9 protein-coding genes are annotated in these 12,657 nt (G+C 36.7%); 5 read left to right on the forward strand and 4 right to left on the reverse strand.

What is annotated here, in order from left to right:
* Positions 1–137 precede the first annotated feature (137 nt).
* Genes coaE through yacG form a run of 3 tightly spaced genes read left to right on the forward strand, consistent with a single transcriptional unit; the run spans position 138 to position 1,773 of the window.
* Entirely contained in the window at positions 138–761 is a 624-nt protein-coding gene (gene coaE, locus D7029_RS13665) for a dephospho-CoA kinase (protein ID WP_088494939.1), read from the forward strand.
* Positions 754–1,506, forward strand: a complete 753-nt coding sequence (gene zapD, locus D7029_RS13670) for a cell division protein ZapD (protein WP_102949476.1) — start codon at positions 754–756, stop codon at positions 1,504–1,506. The genes coaE and zapD overlap by 8 nt, the downstream gene beginning before the upstream one ends.
* Positions 1,507–1,560: 54 nt before the next feature.
* Positions 1,561–1,773: a DNA gyrase inhibitor YacG gene (gene yacG, locus D7029_RS13675; RefSeq protein WP_088494938.1), complete on the forward strand. Its 213-nt coding sequence runs from the start codon at positions 1,561–1,563 to the stop codon at positions 1,771–1,773.
* An 87-nt stretch (positions 1,774–1,860) separates the two neighbouring features.
* Here yacG and mutT read toward each other — a convergent pair whose 3' ends face one another.
* The 4 genes from mutT to tnaC all read right to left on the reverse strand — a co-directional run bounded on the left by mutT (position 1,861) and on the right by tnaC (position 5,305).
* Entirely contained in the window at positions 1,861–2,253 is a 393-nt protein-coding gene (mutT, locus tag D7029_RS13680; RefSeq protein WP_194952670.1) for an 8-oxo-dGTP diphosphatase MutT, read from the reverse strand.
* A 106-nt stretch (positions 2,254–2,359) separates the two neighbouring features.
* Positions 2,360–3,610 carry an aromatic amino acid transporter gene (locus D7029_RS13685; RefSeq protein WP_088494936.1) on the reverse strand — a complete coding sequence of 417 codons (1,251 nt, stop codon included), beginning with the start codon at positions 3,608–3,610 and terminating at the stop codon, positions 2,360–2,362.
* A gap of 72 nt (positions 3,611–3,682) precedes the next feature.
* The gene (locus tag D7029_RS13690; protein WP_075670808.1) at positions 3,683–5,086 is read right to left on the reverse strand and encodes a tryptophanase; all 1,404 of its coding nucleotides are present in this window, start codon (positions 5,084–5,086) and stop codon (positions 3,683–3,685) included.
* A gap of 114 nt (positions 5,087–5,200) precedes the next feature.
* On the reverse strand, positions 5,201–5,305 hold the full coding sequence (gene tnaC / locus D7029_RS19055; protein ID WP_088494935.1) for a tryptophanase leader peptide: 105 nt from the start codon (positions 5,303–5,305) through the stop codon (positions 5,201–5,203).
* An 830-nt stretch (positions 5,306–6,135) separates the two neighbouring features.
* Between tnaC and D7029_RS13700 the strand changes: the two genes are divergently transcribed.
* A complete protein-coding gene (locus D7029_RS13700) occupies positions 6,136–7,821 on the forward strand; it encodes a ShlB/FhaC/HecB family hemolysin secretion/activation protein (protein ID WP_194950943.1) in 1,686 nt (561 codons plus the stop codon).
* A 33-nt stretch (positions 7,822–7,854) separates the two neighbouring features.
* Positions 7,855–12,588, forward strand: a complete 4,734-nt coding sequence (gene hpmA / locus D7029_RS13705) for a calcium-independent hemolysin HpmA (protein ID WP_194950944.1) — start codon at positions 7,855–7,857, stop codon at positions 12,586–12,588.
* The last annotated feature ends 69 nt before the right edge of the window (positions 12,589–12,657 follow it).

The following is a 12,657-nucleotide window of genomic DNA, read 5'->3' on the forward strand; positions in this document are numbered from 1 at the left end:
TAGCAGAAAATCATCTATCATAATAACCGAATAAAACCCAAATATTGCGGTTATTATCTTGTGATAAAAACAAAATTAGGCTTTAGAATACCTAGACTAATAGTAAATTTTAATTCATTAAAAACAGATAAACACAAATGGCTTATACGGTTGCTCTTACAGGCGGAATAGGCAGTGGTAAAACTACCGTTGCTAATGCTTTTGCCTCATTAGGTGTACCGCTTGTCGATGCTGATGTTATTGCTCGATTAGTGGTAGAGCCTCAATCTTTAGGATTAAATGCATTGCATCAGCATTTTGGCGACTGCATTTTGCTACCCGATGGCTCATTAAACCGAGCACAATTGCGCCAGATTATTTTTGAAAATAATGAAGAAAAAACTTGGGTTAACAATCTTCTTCACCCATTGATACAGCAAGAGACTCAAAGACAAATACAACAAATCAAAGCGCCCTACTTTATTTGGGTTGTTCCATTATTAATTGAAAATAAATTAACGCATCTCGCCTCTCGTGTTCTTGTTGTCGATGTTACACAAGAAGAGCAAATAGAAAGAACCATGAAACGAGATGGTGTCAGTCGAGAGCAAGTTCTCAATATTTTAAAGGCTCAAGCTCAAAGACAGGAACGATTAGCCGTCGCTGATGATATTATTGAAAATCACGATAATAGCCAAAATATGATTGGAAAAGTTAAGCAACTCCATCAGCATTACTTAGAATTAGCTCAACAAGCGTTACAGGACAATTGCCATGAGTGATGACATCACAACAATCATCTTCGAACATCCCCTCAATGAAAAAATGCGTTCATGGCTTAGAATTGAAAACTCATTGATTCAAATTAACAGTTTTCGTGCAATTGATTCATTACCCACAGCACTCTCGTTTTTCCGTGCGATATCAGAATTTATTGAAGTCCTTGATCGTGGTGAAATCCGTGCTGAATTACTTAAAGAATTAGAAAAAAGACAAAAAAAATTACAGCAATGGCTTTCATTTCCTAATGTTGATAAAGCGATTGTCACTCAGATTATTGATGAACTAGCTGAAAATGCAGCCGTACTAAGTAAAGCACCTCGCATTGGTCAACATTTAAAACAAGATAAAGTCATTAGTTTAGTCAAACAGCGTCTAAGTATTCCCGGTGGATGCTGTAACTTTGATGTGCCAGCCTTACATTTATGGTTAAGCTTACCCCAAGCAACTCGTGATGAAAGATTACAAAGCTGGCTGACGGGTTTATTACCATTACAAAATGCATTAAATAGTTTGCTCATGCTTATTCGCCAATCAGATACGTTTAAGCCTGCGCTTAGTCACCGTGGTTTTTACCAAGACAGCGCTGAAGAAGGTGAATTGCTACGTCTTAAAATAGCCATTGATCACCAAATTTATCCTCAAGTTTCAGGGCATAAAAATCGCTATGCGATCCGCTTTTTACCACTTGATAGCGAAAATGGAACCGTCCCTCTAGAGCTACCTTTTGAGATCGCTTGTTGCTAACATTATGTTTATTGATATGAGCATAAATAGCACCAATGAAATCTAGGAGAGATAATGAGCGAAGAATTAATTGTAAAATGTCCAACCTGTCAAACAGAAGTTGTTTGGAATGAAAGTAGCCCTTATCGCCCTTTTTGTAGTAAGCGTTGCCAACTTATTGATTTAGGCGAATGGGCAGATGAATCAAAACGCATTCCAAGCCAAAGCGATATTAATGACAGCGATGATTGGAGTGAAGCGCCACAACAAGAGCCTAAAGACTTTTAATGTGCCAATCCTGAACATAAAAAATAGCCACTCGACTGAGTGGCTATTTTATTTATAGATGCTTATTTGGCACTATTCTACTTTTACTTACTTTTGCAATAACGCCACAATAGTACGGTTAGCTGGCGGAAAATCATCGGCATTTAACGATCTAATCGATGTCCACTTAAATTCTTGTCCCTCTTTGCCATAGGGCTCATTATCCCACTGCGTGACTAAGAAAAAGGATAAGGTAATGTGTCTATCTGGAAAATCATGCTTTACCGTTTCAAAAAGTGAGCATTGCGTTACATCAATACCGATTTCTTCTTGTAACTCACGAACTAACGCCTGCTCTGGAGTCTCTTTATCTTCTAATTTTCCCCCCGGAAATTCCCAGAATCCCCCCATATGCGATTTTAGAGGGCGTTGGGTGATAAAGACATTATTGTGTTGATCACAAATAATACCCGCAGCAATATGTAGCTTCTTTTTATCCATCATAGACAACCTATTGAATAGTCACATTATTATAACAACTTAGCGTTATTATAACGTATATCCAACGGCGCTACTCTGGTTTTCTTCCCCTAACTATCTCAATTAATTAACGATAAATAGGTAAGAAACCGAACTGCGCTAATGTTTGGCAAATAATCCCTACTGCACCAAAAGCAATAACAGCATAAATTAATCCTTTGCCTCCCCACACTTTAAAGCCTGAATTTGGGAATTTCTCACGGGCTTTCAGCGCCATAACCGCAGGACAAATAATTGCCCATACACACGCTGCGGTTCCTGCATAAGCAATCGCAATTAAGAAACCATTAGGGAAAAGTAAACATAATAGTAACGGCGGCGTAAAACATAAAACGCCAGATTTTAAGCGCCCTGTTTTGTTATCTTCAAATTTTAGTGATGCTAAAATATAGTCGAACAGACCAATCGCTACCCCTAAAAATGAACAGAATACGGCACTAATAGAAAACCATAATAAAAATCCTTCAATATATTTACTATTTAAAACAGTATATAAAGAATCAATAAAGGCATCTAAGTTACCGCCCTTTTGGATAATTGTAATAAATTGCTCACGAGGTAAATTCCCCATCGTGCCAATCATCCAAAGTAAATAAATCACTAATGCTAAAACACAACCAATCACACAACTTTTTACAACTTTTCTTTCATTTTCATGATAGAGCTTATAAAGACTACAAACATTACCATGATAACCAAAAGAGGTGATAGCATAAGGAATAATGATAAAAATAAAAGGATAAAGATATAATTGGCTTTTACCTTCAAAGGTTGCAGTAAATAATAAATCACCTCTCGCTTTAAAGAATAACCCTGAGAATGCTAATACGAATAGAACAATCTTAATAAATAAAAATATTGAGGTTAAACGGCTGGCACAAGCGCCGCCCCACCATATTGTAGCTCCAAGCACTATGGTAAATACAAAGAATATCACTCTAAGATTTAAATTAAGCCCATATAATGATGAAGCTTCATAAATGATCGAACCCGCAGCAGAGATATAAGCATAAATTAATATATATAGTACAAATATCAAAGACGCATTCGCGAGATAACACGCCCATTTAGGTAATAACTCTTTCGATATATGAAAGTAGTTTGTTCCTGCACCATATTTCGATATACATTCAAGAATATAAATTCCAGAATGAAACATAAAGAAACAGACAATAAATAATATAAAGAGTGAGTTAATAAACCAAGCACCAGACATTATTGTTGGTAGGCTAAACATTCCCGCACCGATCATGGCGCCGCCCAACACAAATCCCCCTACAATAATTGAGGGTTCTTTATTTACCGACTTATTTTCCATTTTTTAGTCCTTACTGAAATAAGGATAGGGCTCTCGCATTGCACGAGAGCCATTATTATTGTGGAGTATTATTTATTTGATAGGTTTTAATCTAGCAGTAAAGTGTCTTAATACAGGTGGTTCATATTCGAACTCAAGACCTTTAAGCGTTTTAAACTTCTCTTTTAAGCCGATAAGTGCGTCAGCAATATAATCCATATGGTCGTTAGTGTAGACACGACGTGCAATGGTTAAGCGCATAAATTCCATATCTGCGTGTTTTTGCTCACCCGTAGCAGGATCACGACCAAGTAGGAACGAACCGATTTCAACAGCGCGAACACCAGACTCTAAGTAAAGTGCGTTAATTACAGCTTGAGCTGGGAATTGATCACCTGGGATATGCGGTACCAGTTTTTTACAGTCAACGAAAACAGCGTGTCCACCAGTAGGATATTGAATCGGAATGCCCGCTTCACGTAAACGGTCACCCAGATATTGAACCTGACCAATACGATAGTGCAGATATTCTTCCTCAGTACCTTCTTCTAAACCTTGAACCATTGCAGCCATATCACGACCTGCTAAACCACCATAGGTAACAAAGCCTTCCATTGGTACACAGCGCTGTCTTGCTAATGTGAATACTTCTTCATTATCACGAATTGAGACTAAGCCACCGATATTTAACAGTGGATCTTTCTTCGCTGACATTGTTAATGCGTCAGCATATTTATACATATCTAAAATAACTTCTTTGATGGTCGCATTTTTATATTTAGGGTCACGCTGTTTAATGAAATACGCATTTTCACAATAACGTGCTGAGTCCATAACAACAAAAATACCGTGCTGTTTTGCAATTTCGTAAACTTCTCTTAAATTATCCATTGAAACAGGCTGACCACCAGCACTATTACAGGTCACTGTTGAAACAATGGCAACAACGTTATCAGCACCGTGTTTAGCAATATTTTCTTTTAATTTAGCAATATCAAAATTGCCTTTCCAATCATCATAGGTTTCTGAATCAAACGCTTTTTCAGTAACAATATTAATTGCTTTACAGCCATTTAATTCAACGTGTGCTGCTGTTGTATCGAAATGGAAGTTAGAAATAAATACAGGATTTTTCGCTTTTCCATCTTTTTGTTTATATTTTAATAATACTGGGAAAAGAATATTTTCAGCACCACGTCCTTGGTGAGCAGGAATAATATAATCGTAGTTAAATAATTCTTTGGCTTTGTCTTTTAAATCATAATAGTTTCTTGAACCTGCATAAGCTTCATCACCTGTTATCATTGCTGCCCACTGGTGATCACTCATTGCGTTAGTACCAGAGTCTGTTAATAAATCAATATAAACAGCATGACTTGGTAATAGGAATGGGTTATATCCTGCTTCTTTTAATGCGGCTTCACGTTCTTCTCTTGAAGGAACACGGATTTTTTCTACCATTTTAATACGGAATGGTTCTACGATTCTTTTAGCCATGATAATACCTTTAATATAAATTAAATAATAAAATTAGAATAAATAAAATAATCTTCCCATTTAAATTAAACGGAAAAAGAGTATTAAATTATTTTGAATGGATATAAAAAAGGATTATTTTTCAGGAAAGTAGAAGGCGAGTTCAGAATCAATATTAAACCATTTCTTCAATCTGAAGAAACCTCTTAATATTATTAAAACATTAAATGATGAGAACATACTTTAACCCTTATAGTCAGGAAATAGTACAATTTACACGCTAATTTATATAACAGTTAAACACAATTAGTAATATAACAATAGTATATTTTGGACAAAAATCACACTATTTATAATAAATAACATATTAACGTGATCACTATCACTTACTTTAATTTTTAATAAACTATTTTTTATGGCTTAAATTTTTATTGATAACACTAAGTGGTAATACATGTATTTATATTGCATTTTCACAAAATGAAAGTTGTATTTAAATAACCATACTTTTTACCATGATTAATAATTTAACAATAAAACCCTAATCTCTTTACTTCTCTAATGCGCATTTTATTCATTAAAATGAAATAATAATTCATGAAATATTTATTCCAGGATACAACTTTAATAAACTTATAAACAACAAATGAAAAGCTAATTAACCTGCTTCTTTTTCATATCTTCGAATCCCCTCTCATTATTTATCGTCTCTTTATAAAAAATGAAAAAGTTTTAATTAGCATAGCTGAATCGATGGTAACTTAAGCAAGAAGAAAAAATAACACAGAAAATTATAACTATGAAAATCAACATAATAGAAGCCATTTAAATGAATCATTTGTTTAAGTAATACTATTTGAGATATTAATCATTTTAGTTATGTCGCTATTTAATAGCGAAATAGATAAAAATTTATCTTTATTTCATCGATTTTTAATTTCTTTTCATATTGAGAGTACCCGGTATTTATTATTCTAAAATTAACGATAATATAAAAACATTAATTATTATCTTTCTATATTTAAGCAATATTATTTATATTTGAATTAATACCTTTATATTGAGGTAAAATGAGAAAAAAAGTTATTTTATTAACACTATTAAGTGGATTTTCAACCTGTGGATTAACAGCAAATGACGCCGGTTATTTAGGCTCGATGGGAGAATCGCGGCGCGCATTACAAGATAGCCAACGTGAAATAAACCAACTTATTGAACAAAATCGCTATCAACAACTTCAAGAAAATGCATTAGAGGTTTCACCTACCCCCACACTTATTACTGAATCAGAACATTGTTTGCCTATTAATGGTGTATATGTTCAAGGAATTACTTTACTTAATGAAAAAGATCTTGATTCCTTAACACCATTACCAGAGCAATGCATAAAAAGTGCTGACGTTAACCGTTTAGTCAAAGAGTTAACCCAACGCTATCTTCAACATGGCTATATCACTGCCAGAGTCCAATTTTTACGCCCAAATCAAGAGCAACAGCTTGGGCTGTATGTTATTGAAGGCTTTATTGAAAAAATAGAAGGTGGTGATCGAGGCGTTAACACTACGCTACTTTTCCCTCATGTTGAAGGAGAGCCTCTTAAACTTTCAAAACTGGATCAGGGGCTTGATCAAGCAAACCGCTTACAGTCGAATAAAGTTAAACTCGATATATTGCCTGGTACGCAACTAGGTGGCTCTATTATTCAGCTCACAAATCAGCGACAAGCACCGTGGCATCTAAATATTTCAAGTGATAACTATGGGCAAAAAAACTCAGGGCGCTGGTTAGTTCGAACCAATGCAAGCTTAGACAGCCCATTAGGGTTATCTGACTTTGCCAGTTTAAATGCCAGTATTACCACTGATAATCCAAATACACGCTTTAATCGTGCTTACACCCTACTCTATTCTTTACCTTATGGTGCATTGACATTCAGTACTTTTGGTAGCTATTCGGAGTATGAATTTCATCAAGCATTGCAAACACGTACTGTACGTTTATCTGGTGATACGACACAAGTTGGTTTAAGGGGAGATTACGCTTTTTATCGTAGTCAAAAACAAATTGACACCTTAAACATGCAGATAACACATAAGCGGATACGTAACTATTTTAGCCAAATCCGCCTTGATCTCAGTAGCCCTGCACTGACAACGGTAGAGTTAGGTATCAACCACTTACACATTGTGCCAAGTGGTGTCATTAGCGTTAATTTAAGCGCAGAAAAAGCCATTAGTTGGTTTGGTGCAGATGAATCACCTCGCGTTGCTAATGGCAATGGTAATGACTATCGCTTTACAAAAGTTAAGCTTTTTGCCAATTGGCAACATCGTTTTTCCTTATCGAATTCTACATTTTTATTCAATAGCGCCTTTTTTGGTCAATATAGCCCTGACACCTTACCAGGTGTGGAATGGCTTAGTTTAACGGATAAAAACGCAATCCGTGGTTTTGACCAAAGCACACTTTCTGGCGATAACGGCGGCTACTTACGTAATACGCTTTCTTATCCTTATCGGATAAACACATTTTCAATCACCCCTCGAATTGGTCTCGATGCTGGCCGTGTTCAACAACATGGTAACTATGAAGGATGGCGTAGTGGCTATGGGCTAAGTTCGGGCTTAAATCTCCAATATCAAAAAGCACAATTCGATATTGAAGTTGCTAAGGGGCATTTGCTTTACAGCCAAACAAATTCCAATAAAACCAAAGACCCTACTCAAGTGTTAGTTAGATTTTCATATTTATTTTGATTCACACTCATAGCAATAAACGGAGAAAACTCTATGAAATCAAAAAACTTCAAGCTCTCTCCTTCGGGTAGGCTTGCTGCATCTTTAGCGATCATTTTCGTATCACTAAATGCATATGCTGGCGGTATTGTTCCTGATGCGGGCAATCAAGGACCGAATGTTTCATCAGTCAATGGTGGCACTCAAGTCATTAATATCGTTACACCAAATAACGAAGGTATCTCTCATAACCAATATCAAGATTTTAATGTAGGTAAACCAGGTGCTGTTTTTAACAACTCTTTAGAGGCAGGACAATCACAGCTTGCTGGGCAATTAAATGCCAACAGCAATTTAAATGGGCAAGCAGCTTCTTTAATTTTAAATGAAGTCGTTAGCCGAAATCCTTCGTTCTTATTAGGTCAGCAAGAAGTTTTTGGTATCGCTGCGGAATATGTACTTTCTAACCCAAATGGTATTACCTGTGATGGATGCGGTTTTATCAATACCAGCCGTTCTTCTTTGGTTGTCGGTAATCCACTGTTTGAAAATGGTGAATTAAAAGGTTATAGCACGCTTAACAATACGAATTTACTTTCTATTGGTAAAAACGGATTACACGCTCCTGGCCTTCTAGATTTAATTGCACCACGTATTGATAGCCGAGGCAAAATAACTGCCGCAGAAATTTCTGCATTAACAGGTCAAAATACGTTCTCTCAACGTTTTGATATTCTTTCATCACAAAAACCCGCTTCTGCTTTAGATAGCTATTTCTTTGGTAGTATGCAATCTGGTCGTATCCGCATCATCAATACGGCAGAAGGTAGTGGTGTTAAATTAACGGGTAAATTTGTTGCTGATAACGAATTAAGTGTCAGAGCGGACAATATTCAAACGGATAGCCAAGTTCGCTATGACAGCTATGATAAAGATGGCAGTGAAAACTATCAAAATTACCGTGGCGGTATTGCTGTTAATAACAGTGGTTCAAGCCAGACTCTGACAAAAACAGAGTTAAAAGGTAAAAACATCACATTAGTTGCTGATAATAAAAACCAAATCAAAGCCTCTGATTTAATGGGTGATGATATTTTATTACAAGGTGCTCATTTAACAGTTGATGGCAAACAGTTACAGCAAAAAGACACCGATACTGATAATCGTTGGTTCTATTCTTGGCAATATGATGTCACTAAAGAAAAAGAGCTGGTACAGCAAGTTGGTAGCCACATTGATGCCAAAAACAATGCAACATTAACAGCAACTAAAGGTGATGTAACACTTGAAGGTGCCAAAATTAATGCGGGTAACACACTGGCAATTAATGCTAATCAAGATATCAATATCAACGGATTAGTTGAGAAAGAAAATCGTAGTGAAAATGGCTACAAACGTAACCATACGTCTCGTTTAGAAACAGGTAGCTGGAGCAATAGCCATCAAACAGAAACCTTAAAAGGCAGTGAGTTGACTGCGGGTAAAACGCTGGGCTTAAATGCTGAAGGCTCTGTTACTGCTCAAGGTGCAAAATTACATTCTAATGAGAATGTTGTTGTTAACGCTAAAGAGAATATCAATCTTAATGTTCAAAATACCAACAATGATAAAACAGTAACCGATAATCATGTTGTTTGGGGTGGTATCGGCGGTGGTAATAATAAGAACAATAACAATAAACAAGAAGTCAGCCATTCAACACAATTGACTGCTGACGGACAACTGCTACTTGCAGCAGATAACAGTGTCAAAATCACAGGTAGTCAAGTCAAAGGCAATCAAGGTGCCTTTGTTAAAACGACTCAAGGCGATGTTGTTATTGATAATGCGATCAGCGAAACCATCACTAAAACAGATGAACGTACAGGTACTGCATTTAACATTACTAAAAACTCCCACAAGAATGAAACTAACCAACAGCATTCAACGGGTAGTGAATTAGTTTCTGATGCAGAGTTAACTGTGGTCAGTGGCAAAGATGTCAATGTAATTGGTAGCTTAATTAAAAGTGCTGATGAGTTAGGCATTGAATCTTTAGGTGATATCAACGTCAGATCTGCACAGCAAACCACGAAAATCAATGATGAAAAAACATCATTAGAGATCACCGGTCATGCTAAAGAAGTTGAAGATAAGCAATATAGCGCAGGTTTTCATATCACTCATACATCCAACAAAAACAATAGCACTGAAACTGAACAAGTAGGATCGACTCTCAGTGGTGGCAGTGTTAAAGTTCAAGCGGATAAAGATGTCACTTTTGCTGGCTCTGATTTAAAAACAACCGCAGGTAATGCCACTGTTTCCGGTGACAATGTTGCCTTTGTTTCAACAGAAAACAAAAAAGAGACTGACAGTACAGATAGAACCATTTCAGGTGGCTTTAGCTATACCGGTGGTGTTGATAAGATCGGTAGTAAAGCTGATTTCCAATATGACAAACAGCATACAACAACTGATATCACCAAAAATAAAGGTAGCGAAACTCAAATTGCAGGTGATTTAACCATTACTGCAAACAATGATGTGACGCATCAAGGTGCATCACACAAAGTTGATGGTGCGTATAAAGAGTCAGGTGAAAATATCAATCACCTTGCTGTAAATGACAGTGCAACATCTAAAACAGATACCTTAAATATCGGTGTCGATGTGGGTGTTAATCTTGATTACAGCGGTGTTACTCAGCCGATTAAGAAAGCCGTTGAAGATGGAGCTACTGCTGTTAATCCTGACAGCAACAAAGGTATTGATAAAAAAGTCACCTTTAAAGATGCCATTAGTAATCTTGCTAACTTAAGTAACTTAGAAGCACCAAATGTGGGTGTTGAAGTCGGTGTTAAAGGTGGCGGTAGCCAGAAATCACAAAGCGATAGCCAAGCGGTTTCTACATCAATTACTGCGGGTAAAATTAATACTGACAGCAATAAAACGCTACATGACCAAGGTACTCATTATCAATCTACCCAAGGTGATGTCTCACTAACTGCTAACACTCATACCAGTGAAGCAGCACAAAACAAACACCAAGAGTCCTTCCATGAAACAACCGGTGGCGGTCAAGTAGGTGTCAGCACCAAAACAGGCAACGATATTACCGTAGCGATTAAAGGTGAAGGTAAAACCACTGACACAAGCCTAACCACCACCAAAGCGGAAGGTAGCCAGTTTAATTCAGCTGGCAATATCAATATTAATGTACGTGAAGATGCACATTATGAAGGCGCTAAGTTTGACGCTCAAGAAGGTAAAACTGTCATTAATGCTGGCGGTGATTTAACGCTTGCACAAGCAACGGATACCCACACTGAAAGTCAACATAACGTAAATGGCAGTGCAAACCTGAAAGTAGGTACAACACCAGATAGTAAAGATTACGGTGGTGGCTTTAACGCAGGTGGTGCAAATCATCAAAAAGATCAGACAACAGCAAAAGCAGGTTCAGTGAATGGCTCTCAAGGTATTGAGTTAAATTCAGGTCATAATCTGACTTTACAAGGCACTCATTTAACCAGCGAAAATGATGTTGCTCTGACTGCAACTAACAAAGTTGATTTCCAAGCAACAGAATCTCAGCGTACTGAAACAGGTAAGAACTTATCAGGTGGATTACAAGCAGGCTTCGGTCAAAAAACAGGAGACAAATCATCTTCTGTCAATGGCTTAGGTGGCGCTGAATTTGCTATTGGTAAGCAAGATGAGAAGAGTGTTTCTCGTGAAGGTGGAACCATTGCTAACCAAGGTAATTTAACTGTTAATGGTAGCTCTGTTAATCTTCAAGGTACTAAAGTTAATAGCAAAGATACGCAATTAACCTCTCAATCTGGTGATACTACGCTAACATCAGCACAATCTACGGATTACAAAAACAACTGGGGTACTGATATCTCTTTAAATGGCAAACAAACCAATACGACGCCAAAAGAAGTGACTGAAGAAAACCCAGCAACCTCTATCCATGATATTGGTGGCAAAGTTTTAGTAAACGTTGAAGATCAACAAAAATCCACACACCAAAATGCTTCAGTAGAAACAGGTACATTAACTGTAAATAGCGACAAAAACTTCGCTCTTTCTGGTGCAAATGTTTCTGCGGATAATGTAACGGGTAATGTGGGTGGTGACTTTACAGTAACTAGCCAGAAAGACAGTGATCGTCATGTTGCTGTTGATGTCAATGTTGGTTATAACCACAACAACGATCCTAAATCTAGCCAAGTTGATAAAACAGCCAAGGCAGGTGGATCATTATTAGAAGACACTATCAAAGAGACCATTGATTCAGGTATTAAATCTGCAACTGATGTTATCTCTGATAAATACAATTCACTCTCTTCAACTATCGCAGATAAAACCGGTATCAGTGGCGAGACAAAAGCCAAAATTGATAAAGGCGTTGGCACAGTAGGTAACGGTATCAAAAATATCGTAACAGGTGCTGAAGGTCATACGGCAAATGCAGATATTAAAGTTTCTCATATTGATAATGATGCAGTTACTCAAACCACAACCTTAACTAGCAAAAATGATATTTCATTGAATGTAAGTGGTACAACTAAGCTTACAGGTGCTGAAATTAAAAGTGAGCAAGGTCAGGTTGATTTAGGCGGTAGCAACGTTCAATTAAACAATATTGAAGGTCATCAATATGAAGCAGGTGCAGATCTTGATCTGAAATCATCTGCTGTTGATTTAGTGAAACAACTTGCAGGTGGTGACTTATCATTAAAATCACCTGTTAAAGTTAATGAAACTGTAAACACAAAATCGTCTATTTCTGAAAAATAATAGATACCCCATAAAAGAGTAATGCCTATTCTTTTGTAAGCCAAACCCGCTTGTTATCACAATAAGCGG

This window comes from Proteus vulgaris, assembly GCF_016647575.1.
Taxonomy (GTDB): domain Bacteria; phylum Pseudomonadota; class Gammaproteobacteria; order Enterobacterales; family Enterobacteriaceae; genus Proteus; species Proteus mirabilis_B.

What these genes read in the sequence shown, in the direction of transcription:
- zapD (WP_102949476.1), top strand. Translation starts at nt 754, where the DNA reads ATGAGTGATGACATCACAACAATCATCTTCGAACATCCCCTCAATGAA.
- D7029_RS13700 (WP_194950943.1), top strand. Translation starts at nt 6,136, where the DNA reads ATGAGAAAAAAAGTTATTTTATTAACACTATTAAGTGGATTTTCAACC.
- yacG (WP_088494938.1), top strand. Translation starts at nt 1,561, where the DNA reads ATGAGCGAAGAATTAATTGTAAAATGTCCAACCTGTCAAACAGAAGTT.
- D7029_RS13685 (WP_088494936.1), bottom strand. Translation starts at nt 3,610, where the DNA reads ATGGAAAATAAGTCGGTAAATAAAGAACCCTCAATTATTGTAGGGGGA.
- tnaC (WP_088494935.1), bottom strand. Translation starts at nt 5,305, where the DNA reads ATGTTCTCATCATTTAATGTTTTAATAATATTAAGAGGTTTCTTCAGA.
- hpmA (WP_194950944.1), top strand. Translation starts at nt 7,855, where the DNA reads ATGAAATCAAAAAACTTCAAGCTCTCTCCTTCGGGTAGGCTTGCTGCA.
- D7029_RS13690 (WP_075670808.1), bottom strand. Translation starts at nt 5,086, where the DNA reads ATGGCTAAAAGAATCGTAGAACCATTCCGTATTAAAATGGTAGAAAAA.
- mutT (WP_194952670.1), bottom strand. Translation starts at nt 2,253, where the DNA reads ATGGATAAAAAGAAGCTACATATTGCTGCGGGTATTATTTGTGATCAA.
- coaE (WP_088494939.1), top strand. Translation starts at nt 138, where the DNA reads ATGGCTTATACGGTTGCTCTTACAGGCGGAATAGGCAGTGGTAAAACT.